Source organism: Candidatus Centipeda massiliensis (genome assembly GCF_900290285.1).
Taxonomy (GTDB): domain Bacteria; phylum Bacillota; class Negativicutes; order Selenomonadales; family Selenomonadaceae; genus Centipeda; species Centipeda massiliensis.
This window is the reverse complement of record NZ_LT985757.1, coordinates 79,568-100,693: the sequence shown is the minus strand read 5'-3', so window position 1 is coordinate 100,693 and position 21,126 is coordinate 79,568. Positions and strand designations below refer to the sequence as shown.

17 protein-coding genes are annotated in these 21,126 nt (G+C 50.1%); 16 read left to right on the top strand and 1 reads right to left on the bottom strand.

The genetic code is table 11. The features are described 5' to 3' along the window. Positions 1-16 precede the first annotated feature (16 nt). Together C8273_RS11070 and queA are read left to right on the top strand one after the other, a co-directional pair. Entirely contained in the window at positions 17-1,165 is a 1,149-nt protein-coding gene (locus C8273_RS11070) for a SpoIID/LytB domain-containing protein (protein ID WP_106627767.1), read from the top strand. A 17-nt stretch (positions 1,166-1,182) separates the two neighbouring features. After that, entirely contained in the window at positions 1,183-2,214 is a 1,032-nt protein-coding gene (queA, locus tag C8273_RS11065) for a tRNA preQ1(34) S-adenosylmethionine ribosyltransferase-isomerase QueA (RefSeq protein ID WP_106627766.1), read from the top strand. A 35-nt stretch (positions 2,215-2,249) separates the two neighbouring features. Here queA and C8273_RS11060 read toward each other — a convergent pair whose 3' ends face one another. Further along, on the bottom strand, positions 2,250-3,872 hold the full coding sequence (locus C8273_RS11060) for an SGNH/GDSL hydrolase family protein (RefSeq protein WP_106627765.1): 1,623 nt from the start codon (positions 3,870-3,872) through the stop codon (positions 2,250-2,252). 51 nt (positions 3,873-3,923) lie between these two features. On the opposite strand from C8273_RS11060, the gene cobO reads away from it, so the two are divergent. From cobO to C8273_RS10990, 14 genes are all read left to right on the top strand, one after another. Next, the gene (cobO, locus tag C8273_RS11055) at positions 3,924-4,460 is read left to right on the top strand and encodes a cob(I)yrinic acid a,c-diamide adenosyltransferase (protein WP_106627764.1); all 537 of its coding nucleotides are present in this window, start codon (positions 3,924-3,926) and stop codon (positions 4,458-4,460) included. Positions 4,461-4,631: 171 nt separating this feature from the next. Next, positions 4,632-6,284, top strand: coding sequence for a dihydroxy-acid dehydratase (gene ilvD, locus C8273_RS11050; protein ID WP_106627763.1), 1,653 nt, complete (start codon positions 4,632-4,634; stop codon positions 6,282-6,284). Between the two features lie 113 nt (positions 6,285-6,397). Further along, positions 6,398-6,895 (top strand): tRNA (cytidine(34)-2'-O)-methyltransferase, encoded by a 498-nt coding sequence (locus tag C8273_RS11045; RefSeq protein ID WP_106627762.1) that lies wholly within the window; start codon positions 6,398-6,400, stop codon positions 6,893-6,895. Next, positions 6,892-7,803: a UDP-N-acetylmuramate dehydrogenase gene (murB, locus tag C8273_RS11040; RefSeq protein WP_106627761.1), complete on the top strand. Its 912-nt coding sequence runs from the start codon at positions 6,892-6,894 to the stop codon at positions 7,801-7,803. The genes C8273_RS11045 and murB overlap by 4 nt, the downstream gene beginning before the upstream one ends. Before the next feature lie 38 nt (positions 7,804-7,841). Then, positions 7,842-8,801, top strand: a complete 960-nt coding sequence (locus tag C8273_RS11035) for a bifunctional riboflavin kinase/FAD synthetase (RefSeq protein ID WP_106627760.1) — start codon at positions 7,842-7,844, stop codon at positions 8,799-8,801. Positions 8,802-8,886: 85 nt separating this feature from the next. Continuing rightward, complete coding sequence (rpsO, locus tag C8273_RS11030; RefSeq protein ID WP_006306336.1) at positions 8,887-9,153, top strand: 30S ribosomal protein S15; 267 nt, start codon at positions 8,887-8,889, stop codon at positions 9,151-9,153. A gap of 127 nt (positions 9,154-9,280) precedes the next feature. Then, positions 9,281-11,350, top strand: a complete 2,070-nt coding sequence (locus C8273_RS11025) for a polyribonucleotide nucleotidyltransferase (RefSeq protein ID WP_106627759.1) — start codon at positions 9,281-9,283, stop codon at positions 11,348-11,350. Further along, a complete protein-coding gene (locus C8273_RS11020) occupies positions 11,350-11,919 on the top strand; it encodes a cob(I)yrinic acid a,c-diamide adenosyltransferase (RefSeq protein ID WP_106627758.1) in 570 nt (189 codons plus the stop codon). Before C8273_RS11025 ends, C8273_RS11020 begins: the two co-directional genes overlap by 1 nt. A 14-nt stretch (positions 11,920-11,933) precedes the next feature. Further along, on the top strand, positions 11,934-13,175 hold the full coding sequence (locus tag C8273_RS11015) for an adenosylhomocysteinase (protein ID WP_106627757.1): 1,242 nt from the start codon (positions 11,934-11,936) through the stop codon (positions 13,173-13,175). Positions 13,176-13,186: 11 nt separating this feature from the next. Beyond that, positions 13,187-14,464 carry an amidohydrolase gene (locus C8273_RS11010; protein WP_106627756.1) on the top strand — a complete coding sequence of 426 codons (1,278 nt, stop codon included), beginning with the start codon at positions 13,187-13,189 and terminating at the stop codon, positions 14,462-14,464. Positions 14,465-14,539: 75 nt separating this feature from the next. Continuing rightward, positions 14,540-17,125, top strand: coding sequence for an FtsK/SpoIIIE family DNA translocase (locus C8273_RS11005; RefSeq protein WP_106627755.1), 2,586 nt, complete (start codon positions 14,540-14,542; stop codon positions 17,123-17,125). Positions 17,126-17,259: 134 nt separating this feature from the next. After that, positions 17,260-19,878: an alanine--tRNA ligase gene (gene alaS, locus C8273_RS11000; protein ID WP_106627821.1), complete on the top strand. Its 2,619-nt coding sequence runs from the start codon at positions 17,260-17,262 to the stop codon at positions 19,876-19,878. Between the two features lie 37 nt (positions 19,879-19,915). Continuing rightward, positions 19,916-20,041: a secretion protein HlyD gene (locus C8273_RS13295; protein ID WP_106627820.1), complete on the top strand. Its 126-nt coding sequence runs from the start codon at positions 19,916-19,918 to the stop codon at positions 20,039-20,041. Between the two features lie 59 nt (positions 20,042-20,100). Beyond that, positions 20,101-21,036 (top strand): HlyD family secretion protein, encoded by a 936-nt coding sequence (locus C8273_RS10990; RefSeq protein WP_106627754.1) that lies wholly within the window; start codon positions 20,101-20,103, stop codon positions 21,034-21,036. Positions 21,037-21,126: the final 90 nt, after the last annotated feature.

Genomic DNA, 21,126 nt, shown 5'->3' with positions numbered 1-21,126 from the left:
GAAAGAAGGCGTTGTGATGAATCGCTGTCATTGGCTCTGCAGCTTCTTTTTCTTTGTTGTACTTGCCTTTCTGCCTCAGCGGGGCGTTGCTTCATGGCAGCCGGAAATTACTGTGGGGCTCAGTCAGGGCGTATCCGAGGTTCGGCTTGCAGCAACCGATGGTATCCTCCACGTCTACGCAGATACTGACCAAGCACCGATTTTGGAGGTTCCATCAGGGATAGAACTTGACATTCGCATGCAGCAAGCGCATTTTCTTGTGAATGGGCAGGAAATCAAGGCGGATCGTTTGCTCATCCAGCCGAATGTTGTGGGATTTGTCAAGATCAATGATGCACCATATCGAGGATCTGTCACACTGTTGAAAAAGAATGGGATTACCGTCATCAATAACGTACTGGTTGAGGACTATCTCTATGGCGTTATCCCGAAAGAAATGCCGCCGAACTGGTCAGCAGAGGCGCTGCAGGCGCAGAGTGTTGCGGCGCGTACCTTCGCTCTGAAGAATCGAAAGCGGCACAGTGCGGAGGGATTTGACCTCTGTAATACGTCACATTGTCAAGTCTATGAAGGCATGGCGGCAGAGACGCGCACAACAACAGATGCGGTCAATCATACGAGAGGAGAGGTGCTCTGTTACAACGGCAGCATCATTGACGCTCTGTTTCACACGGATTCCGGAGGTATGACGGAGTTCAGCGAACATGTGTGGGGGAGCTCTGTGCCCTATCTGTGCGCTGTGCCCGATCTGCAAACGCAGACACAGCCATGGACACGCGCGGTTCTGATGAGTGAATTCATGCAAAAGGTGGAACAGAACGGAACCATGCTTGGAACACTCAAGGAAATACATCTCTCTCCATTGATCGTGGGAAAGGGGAGCGGTGATCGAAGTCCGTCCGGTCGCGTACGTTCGGCGGAGTTGATCGGAACGAAGGGACGTATCGTTCTCTCTGGCAATGATCTGCGCACATTCTTCTCTTTGCCAAGTACGCTGTTTGATATACGTGCTGGCATAACTGATGTCGTATTCAGTGGATATGGTTCCGGTCATGGGCTTGGACTCTCCCAGTGGGGGGCGAAAGCTCTTGCAGACAAGGGGAGCAGTTACAAGGACATTCTCTTTCATTACTATACAGGCGTTACACTCGAAAAGTTATACTAGGCAAGGTGTGCAGCTAGATGAATATTTCAGATTTTGACTACGATCTTCCAGAGGATCGCATTGCTCAGACACCGATTGAGCCGCGGGACACGGCTCGTCTTATGGTCTTGAACCCAAAAGATGGTGCGATTGAACATCGTCAATTTTATGAACTTGGAACATATCTAAAGAAAGGAGATGTTTTGATTTTCAATGATACGCGTGTCATTCCTGCACGCCTCATTGGAACGCGCAGTCATACGGGCGGGAGGGTCGAGGTCTTTCTCCTGCGTCAGATCGATAAAGACCAGTGGGAGGCGTTGGTAAAGCCGGGGAAGAAAGTACGCGTTGGATCCATCATTCATTTTGGTGACGAGCTTTCCTGTGAGATTCTTGCCCATACGGATTTTGGTGGACGTATTGTACGTTTTATCTATGACGGTGTGTTTGAAGAGATTTTGGATCGTTTGGGGACGATGCCGCTTCCGCCCTATATCCACGAGAAACTTGCGGATCGAGAGCGCTACCAGACCGTATACAGCCGTGTCAAGGGCTCGGCTGCCGCTCCGACGGCGGGACTTCACTTTACAGAATCACTCATGCAGGAGCTGCGGGATAAGGGCGTCCAATTTGGCTTTGTTACCCTTCATGTCGGGCTTGGAACATTTCGACCTGTCCATGTGGACGTGATCGAAGATCATGTTATGCACAAAGAGTTCTACTCTGTACCAGCGGAAACAGCAAAGTTGATTCAAACAGCAAAACAAGAAGGGAGACGTATTGTCGCTGTCGGCACAACATCTATTCGCACGCTGGAAGCATCGGCTGCACAGACAGGAAGTGTTGAGGTGGGAACAGGATGGACGGATATATTTATCTATCCCGGATATCAATTCAATGTTGTCGACGCTGTCATCACGAACTTCCACCTGCCAAAATCCACGCTGATTATGTTGGTTAGTGCATTTGCCGGACGTACATTCACACTGAAGGCATATCGTACGGCAGTTGAAGAAAAATACCGCTTGTTTTCCTTTGGGGATGCAATGTTGATTCAGTCGAAAGCATAAAGAAACCACGCGGTATAATATCGCGTGGTTTCTGATTATGGGGGATCGCGGAACAGTTCGCGGTGCTCATTGATGGCTTCTGCCATCATTCGTTTGCCGTCAATGTCTGGATGTAGCCCATCCGTAGAGAGTAGTGGATTCAGGATGTGTTTCTGGGTGTCATAGAAATATGGCTCTATGTCCACATAAAACGCTTGTGTACGAATCCACGTGTTGACCACCTGCAGCTTCCAATACCACGAACGATCCGTTTCCGAATGGAATGCGAGCGTGATGCGTTCCGGGTTGAGCGGCAAAAGTGTAAGAAAAATAGGGCGCATATTATGGGCAAGACATTTTTTTTGTAATTCATCCAGATCATCAATGATGTCCTGTGCCGTTACACCAATCGCTCTCAGACTGTTTGAACCTGTCATGATAAGCACATTCGCCGGATGAAGTGGAACCACATCCTGTTCAAAACGTTCCAGAGTACTGTGTGCTGTATCTCCGCTGCGCCCAAGGTTGATGCAGTCAAATGTTAAGTATGTGGTATAACTGTATTCGAGAAATGCCGGAGAGCTTGATATAGCACCTCCTCCATGCGTGATACTGTCGCCGAGCGCCACGGCATAGACGTGACGATCATCCAAGGAATCGACGGTAAACGAAGCAAGATCTGACCATGTACCAACGGTGGTGTTCTCATTATCGATTCCCCGTACACGCCAGTAATATACGCCAGCGTATAGACGAGCATATTCGTCATAGATAGAGTTCGTATCATTGATCGTCTGGGCCCACGCACGTTGTGGATCAGCTAGCGTCCCATTGGGTTGTGCGGGAGGCTCTGTGAGGAGCTCAACCTCATAACGCGTTACACCATTGAGTGGAATCCACTGATATACAGGATAAAGTGGTTGACGAAAGTTCGTGACCTGATCGAATGTGTTTGGAATCGGATGATTCGGAATTTCTGCAGATTCATCCAAGTACAACGGTTGCGCCTCAGAAAATTCACCAAGAGGCTCATGCTTCAGTCCGAGAGCACGCACTCTCCAGTAAAGTTTTTTGTAAGAGCGATAGGCTCGAAGATCCGCCTGCCACCCGTTTGTGAAAACGCTGCGTGTACTTGTCAAATGATTTTGAGGAGAAAGTGCGGTACCTCCTTCCTGTGCCGGTGGTGCGGAAAGTATTTCAACCTCATAAAGCACGGCATTCGGCATACTGTGCCATAACAGAAATGGCATGAGGCTTGCAGGGTGATCCTCGGTATAATGACTGATGGAAATGGGGGATTTTGCCATAAAATACGGAGCAGCAATCGCTGTCGATGGAGCTGTTACCGCACCAAACATTCCGTACGCTGTAATTCGATAATAAAATGGGATCGGTGCGGAGGAGATCGGACAGGATGGCGTGGTGGTAAACTCTGTCTTTACATGTTCGTAAATAGACTCTCCTGTGATTGTTCCCGTTGTTTTGATATATGTATCAATGCGATAATAACAGGGATATGGAAGACGCTCCCATACGAGTGTGGATGTGTCATTGACCTCGCGAACTTCAGCGGCAATGTCAATCTTCCTCAAGCCCAGTAGATCTGTTTTCTCAATGAGAAAAATACAACCGAGAACGGCGAGGAAAATAATTGCCGTAAAGAAAAAATAATGTTTCATTCATTCACCCAAAATATATCAATCTGTCTTTTAGAAAGTTGAGGATTGCGTATGGAAACCAAAGGTCTTGTTATCGTTCACACCGGTGAGGGAAAGGGAAAAACCACAGCAGCTCTTGGTATGGCTGTACGTGCGTGGGGGAATGGAATGCGCGTACTCATTCTGCAATTTATCAAAGGGAGCTGGGCGTATGGAGAGCTTGAAGCCATCAAGGCACTCTCATCTGTACGCCCCTATATCGAAATTCGTCAGGGAGGACTTGGTTTTTCGCAGAGAGGAAGCGGCGCGGAGGCTGAACATCGCAGTGCCGCTCATGCGCTTCTTCAAACGGCAGCAGATGAACTCTATGCGAACACATGGGATATGATCATCCTCGATGAGTTTAACTATGCTTATTCCTTTGGGTTCATTTCCTTGGCTGAGTTGGATCGGCTGCTCGCTGTGCGTCCGAATAGGACACACCTGATTTTTACGGGGCGCAATGCTGCTCAAGAACTTATTGAACGGGCGGATCTCGTTACAGAGATGAACCTGGTTAAGCATCCTTTTCAAAAGGGAATCAAAGCCCAGAAGGGAATTGAGTTTTAATGATTATAGCACATTCATCGCATGTGTGCCATGTGCGATAAACTCATTGCGGTAAAGCTATTGAAAAAAATCATGGAATGCGTTACAATTTCTGTCATGTCTTTGTAAAATTTGGTTGGTTTATGGATGTGTGTATTATCCATAAATGATAGTAGATTGGGAGAGCTTTTTATGAGAAGTGATGTTGTAAAAAAAGGAGCGACACGTTGTGCGCATCGTTCACTGTTTCATGCCAACGGATATGGTTCGGAGGATTTGAGAAAGCCGCTGATCGGAGTCTGTAATTCGTTCAACGAGATTATCCCGGGACACTTTCATCTGAATACGATTGCGGAAGCCGTGAAACTTGGCGTGGCAGCCGCAGGCGGAACGCCGATTGAATTTCCTTCGATTGGTGTCTGTGATGGTATTGCTATGGGACATACGGGGATGAAATACTCTCTCGCGAGCCGTGAACTCATTGCGGACTCCATCGAGGCTGTTACTATGGCGTCTGGATTCGATGGACTTGTTCTCATTCCAAACTGCGATAAAGTCGTACCCGGAATGCTAATGGCGGCGGCACGCCTCAACATTCCTGCAATTCTCGTCAGCGGCGGCCCCATGCTTGCCGGACGCCATCGCGGACGTGACATCAGTGTCAGTCAGGCATTCGAGGCAGCCGGGATGTTTGCTGCCGGCAAGATGGATGCCAGTGAGATGGCTGCTATTGAGGAACATGCCTGCCCCAGCTGCGGTTCCTGCTCCGGTCTGTTTACAGCGAACACGATGAATTCTCTGACCGAGGTGCTCGGCATGGGTCTCCCTGGCAACGGAACAATTCCTGCGCCCTACACAGGAGAGCGTCGCTTGCTGGCAAAGCATGCGGGTGCAGTCATCCTTGACCTTGTTAAAAATAATATCTGCCCGCGCGACATTATGACGCGTGAGGCATTTGAAAATGCGATCACGGTCGATATGGGCATCGGAGGTTCTTCGAATACCGTTCTGCATCTCACGGCGATTGCACATGAGGCGGGAATTGAGCTTCCACCGCCGCTGTTTGATGAGATCAGTAGACGTACGCCGTATATTACGAAGCTGAGTCCCGCAGGAACGCACCACATGCAGGATCTGAATGAGGCGGGCGGCATTACGGCGGTGATGAAGGAATTGTCGAAGATGAATCTGTTGCATCTGGATGCACTGACCGTTACAGGAACGGTGCGGGAGCGCATCGCATACGCAAAGGTTCTGGACCCAACGGTAATCCATAGTGTCGAGCATCCATATCGCCCCGAGGGTGGTCTTGCCATCCTGCGCGGAAACCTTGCGCCGGATTGCGCCGTTGTCAAGGCATCGGCGGTTGCAGACGATATGCTTACGTATCGTGGTACAGCACGGTGCTTTAACTCCGAGGAAGATGGTGTCAACGCCATCATGGAGGGGAAGATTCACGATGGCGATGTGGTTGTCATCCGTTACGAGGGACCGAAGGGCGGTCCCGGTATGCAGGAAATGCTCAATCCGACGGCAGTCATCACAGGAATGGGGCTGAAGGTTGGTCTCATAACAGATGGGCGGTTCAGTGGTGCAAGTCAGGGCGCATGTGTCGGACATATATCGCCGGAGGCAATGTCGGGCGGTCCGATTGCACTGATCGAGGATGGTGACATGATTACGATTGATATTCCAAATCGTAAACTTGAGCTTGAGATCAGTGACGAAGAACTTGGGAAGCGTCGTGTAAATTGGGTACAGCCAGAACCTAAAATCAAAACGGGGTATCTTGCCCGCTATGCGAAGTTGACAACGTCCGCAAATGAAGGTGCGATTTTGCGATAAGAAGAACGATCCTCGCAGCCCACGGGAGTTTCTGCTTCTGTGGGTTGTTTTTATGCCTGTAATTCGCTATAATGGCGTTGCATTATTTCTGGAAGAGTGGGGGCTCATATCTTATGCACATCGTCCTGGTCGAACCTGAGATTCCGGGAAATACAGGAAATATTGCACGCCTGTGTGCCGGAACGGGCATCGAGCTTCACCTGGTTCGGCCACTTGGATTCTCGACCGATGATAAACATTTGAAACGTGCAGGGCTGGACTATTGGCACCTTGTCAAGCTGCATTATCATGACAGCTTTGCTGATGTTCAACAACAATATGCAGGAGCACCATTCTATTTCTGTACGACCAAGGCAAAACACAGCTACGCTGATATTGCATATACGTCAAATTCCGTTCTTGTTTTTGGGAAGGAAACGGCGGGACTGTCGGAGGCGCTGCTGGCTGCCAACGAGGAACATACCATTCGTATTCCAATGCAGGCAGGGGCGCGTTCACTGAATCTGTCCAATGCTGTTGCCGTAGTTGCGTACGAGGCACTGCGGCAAAATTCATTTGCTGATTTACGTCTGTGCGGGTCGGGGTGTCCTGAGGGAGCAGATACGATATGAATAAGGATTTTGTGCGAGCCTGTGAGAGAGTATTCGATGCTGCGCAGCTCTTTATAGATGCCCCTCTGCGCTTTCATACGACATTTCGGATCGGAGGACCCGCAGACCTTCTCTTTTATCCGAAAAATACGGAGGAAGTGCAGAAAATTATTTGTATGGCAAAGGAATATGGAGAGCCGATTACCCTGCTTGGGAACGGCTCCAACATATTGGTTCGTGACGGTGGTATCCGCGGGCTTGTCATACGCTTTGGGAAAAAGATGGCAGATGTTACGCTTGATGGTGCAGACCTCATCGTCGGCGCGGGCGCTCTGCTGCGAGATGTTGCCGCGTTTGCACAGCAAAACTCTCTTTCGGGGATGGAGTTCGCCTGTGGGATTCCTGGGAGCATCGGCGGTGCGATCTTCATGAATGCAGGTGCGTATGATGATGAGATGAAATCTGTTGTCGCCTCGGTCCGAACGGTTTCTCGGGACGGGGTTGAACGTCTGTATGCTGCTACCGAGCTTGATTTTGGCTATCGTCACAGTATTTTTCAAAGCAGGGACGAGGTCATCTGTGAAACGCGTCTGCACTTGCGGGAAGCGGACAGGGATATGATCCTGGAGCGCATGACAGACTTGAATCACCGTCGGGAAAGCAAGCAGCCATTGTCCTATCCGAGTGCGGGCAGTACGTTTAAGCGACCGCCCGGATACTTTGCCGGGACACTGATCGAGCAGACCGGACTAAAAGGGCTTACCGTTGGCGGTGCGCAAGTTTCGCAGAAACATGCGGGGTTTATTATCAACATCGGCAATGCGAGTGCATCCGATGTCCAACGACTGATTGCGGCAGTGCAGAAACGTGTCTACGCAAAACACGCTGTCGAGCTTTTCCCAGAGCTGCGCGTGATTGGAGAGCCTTGATCGACGGAATATACATACGAGGAGAATGTTTCTTCCCCATGGAAAAATATAAAGAACTTGTTGATTTTCCATCAAAGTATCCAAATATCGTAGTCGCTCTCGGTATGTTCGATGGGATTCATATCGGGCACCAAGCGATCATACGTACAGCAGTCGAAAAGGCGCAGGAGATCAAAGGGACTGCGCTTGTTTTTTCGTTTGCAAATCACCCGCGCTCCGTCATTACGCCGGAGCACACGCCTCGTCGTATTGCAAGTGATGCGATGCGTCTCCGTATTCTGAAGAACCTCGGTGTGGATGCCTTGGTCGAGATACCATTTACCTCGGATTTTGCCGAGACTGAGCCGGACGATTTTATTCGGCTTCTTCGACGTTATTTTTCGCCGCAGTACATTGTTGTGGGGGAGAACTATACCTTTGGACGCAGTGGTGTCGGGACACCGGAACTTCTGCATGAAGCGTCCCGGACGTATGGATTTCGATTGACCGTCTGTTCGTCGGTCATGCGTGATGGAGCACCCGTGAGCAGCACGAGGATTCGTGCCTTTATTGAGAGCGGAGATTTGCATAGAGTCAACGAATATCTCGGCTATCCGTTTTCCATCAACGGCATTGTGATACATGGGCAGGCACGCGGGCGCAGCCTTGGCTTTCCTACTGCAAATCTTGCATTATACGAGGTGTATGAGCGTCTGCCGAATGGTGTTTATGCCGTAACTGTTCTGTATCAGGAGAAGATCTACCACGCGGTTGCAAATATCGGGAACAACCCAACATTCGATGGCTGTGACCGCCGTTTGGAAGTACACATCTTGGATTTCTCCGGCGATCTTTACGGCGCAGAGATCATGGTTTCCTTCTATGAAAGAATACGAGATGAGAAGCGGTTTTCTTCGATTGATGATTTAATTCATCAGATTGCAGAGGATAAGAAAACTGTCGAACATATTTTTGATAAAAGTTTTCGTTTACAAGAAAATATTTCTATGGTATTATGATGAACGCAATAGAACCATGACTCAGATAACGAATAATCCGACGTTTTCTTGGTCACTGGTGGAAATTTTATAAGGAGGATTCGATATGCTCACACAGGAAAAGAAACAGGAAATTATCAAGGAACACGCAGTACACGAGGGGGACACTGGTTCTCCTGAGGTACAGATTGCTGTCCTGACGGCACGTATTCAGTATCTGACGGAACATCTGAAAGAACATAAGAAGGATCATCACTCACGCCGTGGACTTCTGAAGATGGTTGGGCATCGTCGCCGACTGCTGAGCTATCTGTATCAGACAGATATTGAGCGCTATCGCTCGATTATCACGAAGCTCAATCTGCGTAAGTAATATTTCCGATACGAGGAGAAAAGAGCGGGGGAATCCCCGCCTTTTTGCTATGGGGACGAGGATTCCAAGATGTTTTGTCGAATGCTTTTTGTCTTGTGGAACGAATGAAAACACCTAGGAGGATATTATGCAATGCTTTGAGATGGAGTTGGGCGGACGAACGCTGACCATAGAGTACGGGAAGATGGCAAAACAGGCGAATGGGGCTGTCTTGGTTCGCTATGGCGACACTGTCGTTTTGGTCACAGCGACAGCTTCCAGTGCCCCGCGCGAGGGCGTTGACTTCTTTCCGCTGACGGTGGACTATGAGGAGAAAATGTATGCTGCAGGGAAGATCCCCGGCGGCTTTATCAAGAGAGAGGGACGACCGAGCAGTGATGCCGTTCTTTGTGCACGCCTGATCGACCGCCCTATTCGTCCTCTTTTCCCCGAAGGCTTTCGGAACGATGTCCAAATCGTTGCTACCGTTCTCTCTGTGGAACAGGACAATCCGCCGGAAATCGCTGCTATGATCGGTGCCTCCTGTGCACTCACTGTATCGGATATCCCCTTTATGGGTCCGATTGCGGGCGTGCGTGTCGGTTATATTGATGGTGCATTTGTTATCAACCCGACGGAGGCACAGCGCGCTGTTTCGGAGCTGAACCTTACCGTGGCCGGTTCTCACGATGCTGTTATGATGGTGGAGGCGGGTGCAAACGAACTTTCCGAAGAGATCGTTCTCGATGCGATCCTGTTCGGTCATGCTGAGATTCGTCGCCTTGTCGAGTTTCAGAACGATATTCAGAGTGCCTGTGGAAAAGAAAAGATCATTCCTGCGATTTTTGCTGTTTCCGAGGAACTGGAGTTCGAGGTGCGTGCGTATGCAGAGGAGCGCCTTGATGCCGCGACACGGAACAGCGACAAGCTTGCGCGTGACGCAGATATTTCTGCCATTAAGGCGGAGACCGTGGAGCATTTCGTCGAGGAATATCCGGATGCTGCAAAAGAGATTGGACAGATCCTTTACAAGATCGAAAAGGGGATTGTCCGCCACATGATTACGCACGAAAAAATCCGTCCAGATGGACGTGCGTTGGATGAGGTGCGCCCTGTCAGCTGTGAGGTTGGCATTTTGCCGCGTACGCACGGTTCAGGTCTCTTTACGAGAGGTCAGACGCAGGTGCTTACCGTCACGACGCTCGGTTCGATTGGAGACGAACAGATCATCGACGGACTTGGTCCTGAGACAACGAAACACTATCTGCATCACTATAATTTCCCAGGGTACAGTGTCGGCGAGGCGCGTCCCATGCGCAGTCCCGGTCGGCGTGAGATCGGGCATGGAGCACTTGCGGAACGCGCGCTCTTTCCCATGATTCCATCGATTGAAGATTTCCCCTATACGATTCGTCTTGTTTCGGAGATTCTTGAGTCAAATGGATCGAGCTCGATGGGGAGTGTCTGCGGAAGCACGCTGTCGCTTATGTGTGCTGGAGTTCCGATTAAGCGTCCTGTCTCTGGGGTGGCGATGGGGCTTGTGCGCGATGGGGATGACTACTCTATCCTTACGGATATTCAAGGGATGGAGGATGCCCTTGGTGATATGGACTTTAAAGTGGCCGGTACATCAAAAGGGATTACGGCAATTCAGATGGACATCAAGATCGCCGGAATCACACGGGATATTCTTGCCTCGGCTCTCGCACAGGCAAAGGAGGGGCGTGCGTTCATTCTTGAAAAGATGCTCGCATGCATTGACAAGCCGGCGGCAGAACTTTCGCCGTATGCGCCTCGCGTGGAGGTTATCACCATTGACATCGATAAGATTCGCGATGTCATTGGAACGGGGGGCAAGGTCGTCCGTAAGATCATTGATGAAACAGGTGTGGATATCGATATTCATGAGGATGGCAACATCTTCATCACATCTCCGAATATGGAGGCAATGGATTGCGCCCGCAAGATGATTGAGGACATTGTACGCGAAGTCGAGGTAGGAGAGGTCTATACGGGACGCGTCACACGCTTCCTAAAATTTGGTGCGTTTGTTGAACTCTTGCCCGGCAAAGAGGGGCTTTGTCATATCTCACAGCTTGCAAAACATCGCGTGGAGAATGTCGAGGATGTTGTCAAGATCGGCGACCAGCTTGAGGTCAAGGTTGTCGAAATTGATGAAAAGGGACGCATCAACGTCAGCCACAAGGCTCTTCTCTGATGATTCAGGTCTATACCGGAAACGGAAAGGGAAAGACAACGGCTGCGATCGGTCTTGCCATACGCGCACTTGGGGCGGGACATCGCGTGTTCATGATGCAGTTTATGAAGGGGCTTGCCTACAGTGAGCAGGGGCTCTTGCGTGCAATGCCCAATATGACGCTTGAAACGAGCGGAAAGCCCTTCTTTGTCGCAGAAGAGGGGATGATGGATGAAAAGGCGAGAGCCCTGTTAGGCGATGACGTTGTTATTTTCCCCAAAGGGCAGCCGCCGGCAGATTATGTTGCCCTGCTCACATCTGGATTCGAGCGTGTGATGGATGTTATGTTCAAAGGAGATGCTGATCTCGTCATTCTTGACGAAATCAATATTGCATTATCTTTTGGGTTGCTCCAGCGGGAACAAATGGAGAAACTTCTGCAAAATCTTCCTGTCGAAATGGAGCTCGTTTGTACGGGGCGAAATGCCCCACAATGGTTGATGGATCGCGCAGATCTTATTACAGAAATGCGGGAAGTACGCCACTACTATGAACAGGGCGTTCCTGCGCGTAAAGGAATTGAAAACTAAAGAGGAGATCTTACATGGAATCAATGATTCGAGATATTGCACTCGCACCGTCTGGTCACGCAAAGATTGACTGGGTGAAGCGATTTATGCCGGTAATGGCGGCAGCCGACAAGGAGTATTCGGTCACGAAGCCGTTTGCTGGCATCAAGATGGTGATTACCCTGCATCTTGAGGCAAAGACCGCCTATATGGCGACAATCTTCAAGCACGCCGGCGCAGAGGTTGCTGTTACGGGCAGCAATCCGCTGTCCACGCAGGATGATGTTGCGGCGGCACTCGTGGAGGAGGGAATCCATGTCTTTGCATGGCATGGATGCACCGAGGAAGAATACGCCGTATTCTTCAACAAGGCACTCGATATCAAGCCGGATATTGTCATTGATGATGGCGGGGATCTGGTTGATATGCTTCATACAACGCGGCGCGATCTTCTTCCCGGACTCATTGGCGGCTCGGAAGAAACGACAACGGGCGTACACAGGCTCAAGGCATTGGAACGCCAGGGCAAACTTGAATTCCCGATGATTGCGGCAAATGACGCATACTGCAAGTATCTCTTTGACAATCGCTATGGAACCGGTCAGTCCACATGGGACGGCATTATGCGCACGACGAACCTCGTCATTGCAGGCAAGACGGTCGTCATTGCGGGATACGGCTGGTGCGGCAAGGGCGGAGCAATGCGTGCACGCGGGCTTGGTGCAAACGTCATTATTACGGAGGTCGATCCGATTAAGGCGATTGAGGCGGTTTTTGATGGCTTCTACGTCATGCCAATGGATGAAGCCGCAAAGGTTGGCGATATTTTCCTGACACTTACGGGCAATAAGGACATTCTCTGCAAACGCCACTTCGATGTGATGAAAAACGGCGCTATGATGGCGAACTCCGGTCACTTCGATGTTGAGATCAATATTCCAGAACTGACCGAGGGCTCTGTGTCCAATGAAGTCGTACGCGACAATATCAGAGAGTTTGTTCAGCCCGATGGGCGCCGGCTCTATCTCTTGGCGGAAGGTCGATTGGTCAACCTCGCGGCAGGCGATGGACATCCTGCCGAGATCATGGATCTCTCGTTTGGTGTGCAGTTCTTCTCTGCACTTCATCTGGTACGCCATGGAAAAGAAATGAAGAAGGGCGTACACCTCATGCCGGATGAGATCAATGTCGAGATTGCAAATATCAAACTGAACTCACTCGGTGTTTCCATTGATGAACTGAGTGCGGAGCAGAGAGAATATCTCGGCTTGGCATAGGAGAGACTGCATTGAATACGCTGATTAAGAATGTCACGGCACTTTTGCCCGATGGCACTACGGCGCCGGCCAATATTGCCGTCACTGATGATCGGATCACATCTGTGGGAGATGTTCCTGCCACTTTTCAAGCGGATCATACGATTGACGGAACGGATCACTTTGCAATCCCTGGATTTGTCAATGCACATACGCATGCGTCTATGACACTCCTGCGCAGCTATGCAGACGATATGAAACTGATGGATTGGCTGGAGCAGATGATCTGGCCGATCGAGGCAAATCTGCGCTCGGATGATATCTACTGGGGCGCTATGCTCGCTGCTGTCGAGATGATCCGCAGCGGGACAACGTCGTTTGCCGATATGTACGGGCCAGATATGGAACGCGTTGCCGAAGTCGTCGAGACATCCGGGCTGCGCGGTGTACTATCGAGAGGGCTCATTGGTGTTGTGCCGGACAGCGAGAAGAAGCTGGAGGAAAATGCGTCTCTCTATGAGAATTTCCATGGTGCTGCAGACGGCCGTATTACCGTCATGTTTGGCCCTCATGCGCTCTACACTTGTCCGCCGGACTACTTAAAGAAGGTTGCCGCAAAGGCACAGGCGCTTGGTGCTGAGGTACATATCCACATGTCGGAAACTGTGGGCGAGATCGAGAACTGCCTGAAGGAATATGGAAAGCGGCCATTCGCCCATGTCGCTTCGACGGGACTGTTTGAAAACGGTACACTTGCCGCACATTGTGTTCATTTGGACGATGAGGATATTGATATCATTAAGAAGTATCATATTCGTGTTGCGCACAACCCCGGCAGCAATATGAAACTCGCGAGCGGAACAGCACCTGTTCCGCGTCTCTTGGCAGAAGGTATCTGTGTCGCACTTGGAACAGATGGTGCATCCAGCAACAATAATCTGGATATGCTGGATGAAGTCCAGCTTGCGGCACTGCTCCATAAGGTGGATACGCTCGATCCACTTGCCGTACCGGCACTTACTGCAGTTAAGATGGGGACGGAATACGGCGCACGGGCACTCTCCCTCCACGGTGTCGGCCGACTGCAGGCAGGAGATAAGGCAGACATTGTGCTCTTCTCCATGCACGGAGCAGCATGGACACCGTGCTATAACCCTGTGTCACTCCTTGCATATTCTGCGAAATCCTCGTCGGTTGATACGGTGATGGTGAACGGAAAAGTTCTCATGGAACACAGTGCGCTCAAGACCTTGGATGAAGATCGCATTCTGTTTGAAGCGCAAAAAGTTGCAGATCGGCTGACAAAATAGTATACTGCTGTATTGTAGACAACGGTGATTTATTTGCTATGCCTCCGCTCTCCCAGAGCGGGGGCATACTGTGATATGGAGGGATTGTTTTTGGGAAAGAAAAGTTCCGGCCGACGAACGTCGCGGTCTGTCTCCACCAAACGGAGGAGTACAACACCGAACGAATCAGGACGGAAGTATGAACTCATCGGTCTTATCCTTCTTTCTTTTGCTCTTATTTCGGCAGTAGGTATTCTCGGATGGAACGTTGGTTTTGTTGGCTTTTTCTTTGCGGATCTCTTTCGCTACTTGTTCGGCTGGGGAGCTCCTTTTGCGATCTTGGTCATCGCCCTCATCAGCCTGCAATACATTATTCATCATCGCGGGTTGCTCTATACAAAAAAATTCTTTGGCATCATCGGTATATACATTGCACTTCTCGCCGTATGGCATCATTTTGTAGTGCCCGTTGATGAGGAAATCCTTCCGCAGAATCTCGCAGACGGCGGAGGATTGGTCGGTGGGGGCTTTCTTCTCATATTGCGTACTTGTTTTGGGGTAGACGGCGCGATCATTCTGCTGAGCACCATCATTGTGGGATCTGTACTCTTGGCGACAACATGGTCGCTTGCCTCCGGCTATATGAAGACAAAAGAACAGGCGAAAAAAGGGGCAACTGCTGCAGGGGCTGTTATCAGTACCACGTGCGACAAAGTAAGTGTTGCGGCAGAAAAAATTGAAACAAAAACAGCCGCGATTGTTCATCATACACTTTCGGCAACCCCGTACAATCAGGCGAATGATCCGATGTTTTTGGAGGCAGATGAAGCACTCGCATCTGTTGATATCGCAAAAAATTTGGAAGTTCCAATGCGTGAACCAGAAGGTGCGTCCTTCGACAATGCAGAACGTATCGCACCTGCCTCCGAGGAACTGGAGTGTCCCATCGCGGTGAAAGAGCCGACGCTTAATCAGGTGGAGAAAGATGTTTCTATTCCCATAGACGATGATGAGCTTGACAGTGGACGAAGGGAAGAGACGCAGACCGACATTCCTCCAATACAGGAGGAATGTATTGCAGAAGAGCCTACGGTGATTGATCCGCCCGTGATAGAAGACGTGACGGATGATATACAGGATGTTCTTCCTCTCGTGCCGGCAGCAGAAGCAGAGATGTCTTCTCACTCAGCACCCGCAGCTCCAACGGTGTCTGCTGTGGACGAGAACGGTCAGCATCCGTACGTACTTCCCAAAGTCACACAGATTCTTTCCAAGCATATCAAGAAAGCGAACGAGATGCTTGCGCAGGAAATCAAGGATAATGCGCGGATTTTACAGCAGACACTCGAAAGTTTCCATGTAAATGCGAAGGTCGTCAGCACCTGTCATGGTCCTGCAGTCACGCGCTATGATCTGGAACCTGCTCCAGGGGTGAAAGTGAGCAAGATTACGAATCTTGCGGAGGACATTGCCCTGCAGATGGCAACATCCTCGGTACGTATCGAACCGGTTCCCGGCAAGGCGGCAATTGGCATCGAGATCCCGAACCGTACGTTGGAGGGGGTTCAGCTTCGAGAGGTATTGGAGAATCCTGAGTTTCAGGAAGCAGCTTCCAAACTCACAGTAGGTCTTGGCATGGACATTAGCGGTCATGCAATTTTCGCGGATATCGGGAAGATGCCGCATCTTTTGGTCGCTGGTGCAACTGGATCCGGTAAATCCGTGTGCATCAACACACTCATATCAAGCATTCTGTTCAAAGCAACGTCGGATGAAGTGAAGTTCATTCTGATTGACCCCAAGATGGTGGAACTCTCCAATTACAACGGGATTCCACATCTCATGGTACCGGTTGTGACCGATCCCAAGAAAGCGTCCTCCGTCTTAAATTGGGCAGTGCAGGAGATGGAAAAACGCTATTCGATCTTTGCAAATCATGGAGTCCGCGATATCAAGACGTTCAATCGCCGCTATCCGGAGGAGAGAATTCCGTTCATCATCATTGTGATTGATGAGCTAGCTGATCTTATGATGGTTTCTCCACGGGATGTGGAGGATGCAATCTGCAGAATTCTGCAAAAAGCGCGTGCTGCAGGAATCCACATGATTCTCGCGACACAGCGACCATCGGTCAATGTTATCACGGGTATCATCAAGGCAAACCTTCCGTCCCGAATCTCCTTTGCCGTCTCGTCCCAGGTAGATTCACGCACAATCTTGGATCGCGGCGGAGCGGAGACACTGCTTGGGAAAGGAGATATGCTGTTTTCTCCGCAGGGTGCGGCCAAGCCTATTCGCGTGCAGGGTGCGTTTATCAGTGACGAGGAAGTTGAAATGCTTCTGGACTATATTCGTGCACAAGGGCAGGAGATCAATGAGAACGAGGAACTCATTGACTTCATGGAGAGCGAAGCGACAGAAAATGACAGCACGGAAGATGATGGGGTTCAGATCAAGCAGGATCTGCTTCTCCCAGATGCGGTTGAACTCGTCATGTCTACAGGACAGGCATCCTCATCCAACATTCAGCGCAGATTGGGTGTTGGGTATACAAGAGCGGCACGATTGGTCGACACGATGGAGGAGCTGCGCATCATCGGACCAAGCGCCGGTGGCAATAAGCCGCGCGAGATCCTGATGACGGAGGAACAGGCAAAGGAACTGGTAAAAAGTATCATGTGACTGTATAATATAGGTACATGTATACCGAGTTGACAATTCTAGATTCCTATATTTTTCCATGATTTTATGCTATACTTACGCACACTCAAGTTCTTTGCGAATATGGTATTAGGAGGGCGATTACGTTGAAATATATGACAGGAAACGAACTGCGGGAAGCCTATTTGCAGTTTTTCGCAGAAAAAAAGGGCCACCTTCGTTTGCCCAGTTACTCCCTTGTGCCGGAAAACGATCCTACGCTTCTTCTGATTGGTGCGGGTATGGCACCGTTGAAGCCTTTTTTTACAGGAAAGATGAAACCTCCCAGAAACCGTATCGTTACCTGTCAGCGTTCGGTTCGTACCGGAGACATCGAGAATGTCGGACGTACGGCGCGTCATCAGACCTTCTTTGAGATGCTTGGAAACTTCTCCTTTGGCGATTACTTTAAGAGGGAGGCGATTCCGTGGGCCTGGGAATTCCTGACGGAAGTCGTCGAACTTCCAAAAGACAAGCTCTGGGTTTCCATCTATCCGGAGGATGATGAGGCACGCGCGATATGGTTAGAAGAGACTGATGTGTCGCCGGATCATATTGTCGCATTGGAGGATAACTTCTGGGAAATCGGTCCAGGTCCCTGTGGACCGGATTCCGAGATCTACATCGATCTTGGTGAGGAACGCGGTTGTGGTGAACCGACGTGCGGGGTTGGCTGCGACTGTGATCGCTTTCTCGAGATATGGAATCTTGTCTTTACCCAGTATGATCGTACGGAGGAAGGAGAGTACAATCTCCTCGCACACAAGAATATTGATACGGGCTGCGGATTGGAGCGCCTTGCCTCTGTTGTGCAGAACAAGAAAACAAACTTTGAGACAGACCTTCTCTATCCGATTATTGAGTATATGTCTAAAGTATCGGATGTGCCATACGGCACAGATCCGAAAAAAGACATTTCACTCAAGGTTATTGCCGACCATGCGCGCTCCGTCGCCATCATGATTATGGACGGCATACTTCCGTCGAATGAAGGACGCGGATACGTTCTGCGCCGCACGCTTCGCCGTGCAATCCGTCATGGGCGTATGCTTGGGATAACAAAGCCATTCCTTGATGGTGCGGTGGATGCTGTTGTTGAGATTTTCCGTGATGCAAAGGATTTTGGCGAGCTTCTCGCAAAACAGGACTATATCAAGCGTGTGATCCGCGTTGAGGAGGATCGTTTCGCGTCCACGCTGGCACAGGGCATTGAACTTCTGAATAATGAAGTTACGCGACTGAAGTCTGCTAATGAGACCGTTCTCCCCGGTGAAGTCGGTTTCAAACTCTATGACACGTATGGATTCCCGTGTGAGCTGACCGAGGAGATTCTCCACGAAAATGGAATCACCTTGGATGGTGAGGGCTTTCAGGGAGAGATGGAGAAGCAGCGCATGCGTGCAAGGAGTGCACGTGCAGAAAATCAGGCGGTATCTGTTCCCGATCTCTCGGGCATAGATACCGGAAGCCTGTCAGAGGATGCAGCGGCAACGAAAGCGACCGTTGTCGCAATCTGGCGTGAAGGAGAACTCGTCGACTCGCTCCGTGATGGAGAGAGTGCCGGAATCATTCTGAGCACGACACCATTCCACGCAGAAGGCGGCGGGCAGGTCGGGGACGAGGGTGTTCTGCGCAGTGATCTGGGATATATCACCGTTAGCAACACGAAGCGTCTGCCAGATGGAACGGTCTATCATGTGGCGTACGTCGAGGAAGGACAGATCCAACGCGGTGACTCCGTGGAAATCTGCCTTGATACAACGAAAAAACTATCATCTGCGCGAAACCATACGGCAACCCATCTCTTACAGGCGGCACTTCAGCGCGTTGTCGGCGATCATGTACAGCAGGCGGGCTCACTTGTTACACCGGAACGGCTTCGCTTTGATTTCACAAACTTTGAACCTGTGAGCGAGCAGCAGCTTCGCGATGTCGAAGAGCTTGTCAATGAAGAGATACTTCGTTCGATTGACCTCCATATCTCCACGATGCCGATTGATGAGGCAAAGGCACTTGGTGCGATGGCGCTCTTCGGAGAGAAGTACGGCGATATTGTCCGTGTCGTTCGTGTCCCAAACTTCAGCATCGAGCTCTGCGGTGGTTCTCATGTAACCAACACGGGACAGATTGGCCTGTTCAAGATTGTCAGTGAATCGGGCGTTGCGGCCGGTGTGCGCCGCATCGAGGCAATTACCGGTTGTGCTGCGTTTGCTTATGCGACAGAAATGGCACGGACCGTGCAGGAACTCTCACATAAACTAAAGACGAGATCCGAGGAGCTTGTTGCACAAATTGATAAGTTTATGAGCGAGAGAAAGTCTATGCAGGAGCAGCTGCGGAGTTTTGCCGAGTTCCGTGATAAGGCGGATGCACAGAAGCTTCTTATGGGCGTTCAAGAGATTGGAAAGTTCCATGTGGTTGTGGGAAAAGCCAATGTCGACTCCATGGATGAACTTCGCAACATTGCGGATCTTACCTGTGAGAAGCTGGATTGCGGGATTGTGGTTCTTGGTGCTGTTATTGACGATAAGGTCAGTCTGGTAGTCAAGGCGGATAAGATAGCAGTGAAGCTAGGAGCACATGCGGGCAATATCATCAAGGCGGCTGCAAAAGCCGTCGGCGGAGGCGGCGGTGGACGTCCCGATATGGCTCAGGCTGGCGGCAAGAATCCGGAACAACTCCCGCAGGCATTTGAAGAAGCGGTTGCGGTCATACGTCAGCAGACATCTGTCTAAGGAATCACTGATAAAATAGCCCCTCAGATTGACGTAGATTTTTCATCCGAACAAGGAGGAAAACCGGACGCATAGCAAGGGCTATGTGGAAGATTTGCCGGCGAAGTGCGGGAGAAAAAGATGCGCTAAGATGGCGCGGCTGAATTTTTCGGTGCTTTCCTAATATGATACATTGGCTCATGGCTGTCACATTGCTGACAGCCATATTTTTTAGAGGCTGCTATGGAAAACGACATTACCGAGCTCCTAAAAAGGAGAACATATCTGTTTCTTACCATTTTTTTGTTCGTTGTCACCTGTCTTTCATTTTTCCTACTGTATGGGATGAGGCAATCGGATCAATTTATAATATCAAATGCGCGTCTTGTCTACGAGCAAAGCATATTACAGGCAGCAAATCCAATGATTGTTCAAGAAATACATACAGAGGAAGGAGCATCTATTGTGCGGGGAGCACTCCTTGTCACAGTACAGAATGTATGCTCAGACGAGGAACTTGCACACTTGAAAAAGAATGTAGAACTCGCACAAAAGAACATCGAACAAATCCAATATGGAACAGTGGCGGCGCAGAGTATCCCCGTACCAACAGAGGCCTTAGAGTCAGCGCGCGTGCGTATGGAGCGCATGAATGAACTATATGAAATGGGGGCAGTCAGCGCAGCGAAAAGAAAGGAAGCTATTGCGGCATACGAGCAGGAAAAAAATATGCTGACTGTGGGCAGTGGGCAAACTGCAGAAGCACCAAACCCTGTCGCAATACGGGCGGCAGAGGAGCAGCTAAAAAAAGCGGAGGCTCTATTTGCGAAAGCGCGTGACCATACGGGAACGACAGGACTCTTTGCTGTGCGCGAAGGTACGGTGTCGCAGATTTTCGTAAAAGAAGGAGATCGTATTGAGAGCGGAGACGATATTCTATCTTTGCGTATTATGGATAACTGTCGGATCGAGGCGGAAATACCGAGCGCGCTTGCAGATCGCGTTTATCCGGGACAATTTGTTCAATATGAGCTGAACGGTTTTTCTGAGCAGGGGACGGTAGAGGAAATCGTTGACACTGGCACGGAAAACAATGAGGAAAAGATAGTTCGTATCTCTGTTCCGACCGATCAAACAGCATGGGATGGTAAGGATATTGTGCTGCATTTTTCTTCTTGATTGATACGGGGATCGCTGTCTCAACTTTTCGTAGGCTTGATTCTGTGATATACTGTGAGCAAATAAGCAAATGAGTCGGAGTATTCATGA

Bases quoted from the DNA above. Each gene is read 5' to 3' on its own strand.
- C8273_RS11070 (WP_106627767.1), top strand. From the start codon at position 17: ATGAATCGCTGTCATTGGCTCTGCAGCTTCTTTTTCTTTGTTGTACTT.
- queA (WP_106627766.1), top strand. From the start codon at position 1,183: ATGAATATTTCAGATTTTGACTACGATCTTCCAGAGGATCGCATTGCT.
- C8273_RS11060 (WP_106627765.1), bottom strand. From the start codon at position 3,872: ATGAAACATTATTTTTTCTTTACGGCAATTATTTTCCTCGCCGTTCTC.
- cobO (WP_106627764.1), top strand. From the start codon at position 3,924: ATGGAAACCAAAGGTCTTGTTATCGTTCACACCGGTGAGGGAAAGGGA.
- ilvD (WP_106627763.1), top strand. From the start codon at position 4,632: ATGAGAAGTGATGTTGTAAAAAAAGGAGCGACACGTTGTGCGCATCGT.
- C8273_RS11045 (WP_106627762.1), top strand. From the start codon at position 6,398: ATGCACATCGTCCTGGTCGAACCTGAGATTCCGGGAAATACAGGAAAT.
- murB (WP_106627761.1), top strand. From the start codon at position 6,892: ATGAATAAGGATTTTGTGCGAGCCTGTGAGAGAGTATTCGATGCTGCG.
- C8273_RS11035 (WP_106627760.1), top strand. From the start codon at position 7,842: ATGGAAAAATATAAAGAACTTGTTGATTTTCCATCAAAGTATCCAAAT.
- rpsO (WP_006306336.1), top strand. From the start codon at position 8,887: ATGCTCACACAGGAAAAGAAACAGGAAATTATCAAGGAACACGCAGTA.
- C8273_RS11025 (WP_106627759.1), top strand. From the start codon at position 9,281: ATGCAATGCTTTGAGATGGAGTTGGGCGGACGAACGCTGACCATAGAG.
- C8273_RS11020 (WP_106627758.1), top strand. From the start codon at position 11,350: ATGATTCAGGTCTATACCGGAAACGGAAAGGGAAAGACAACGGCTGCG.
- C8273_RS11015 (WP_106627757.1), top strand. From the start codon at position 11,934: ATGGAATCAATGATTCGAGATATTGCACTCGCACCGTCTGGTCACGCA.
- C8273_RS11005 (WP_106627755.1), top strand. From the start codon at position 14,540: ATGGAGGGATTGTTTTTGGGAAAGAAAAGTTCCGGCCGACGAACGTCG.
- alaS (WP_106627821.1), top strand. From the start codon at position 17,260: ATGACAGGAAACGAACTGCGGGAAGCCTATTTGCAGTTTTTCGCAGAA.
- C8273_RS10990 (WP_106627754.1), top strand. From the start codon at position 20,101: ATGGAAAACGACATTACCGAGCTCCTAAAAAGGAGAACATATCTGTTT.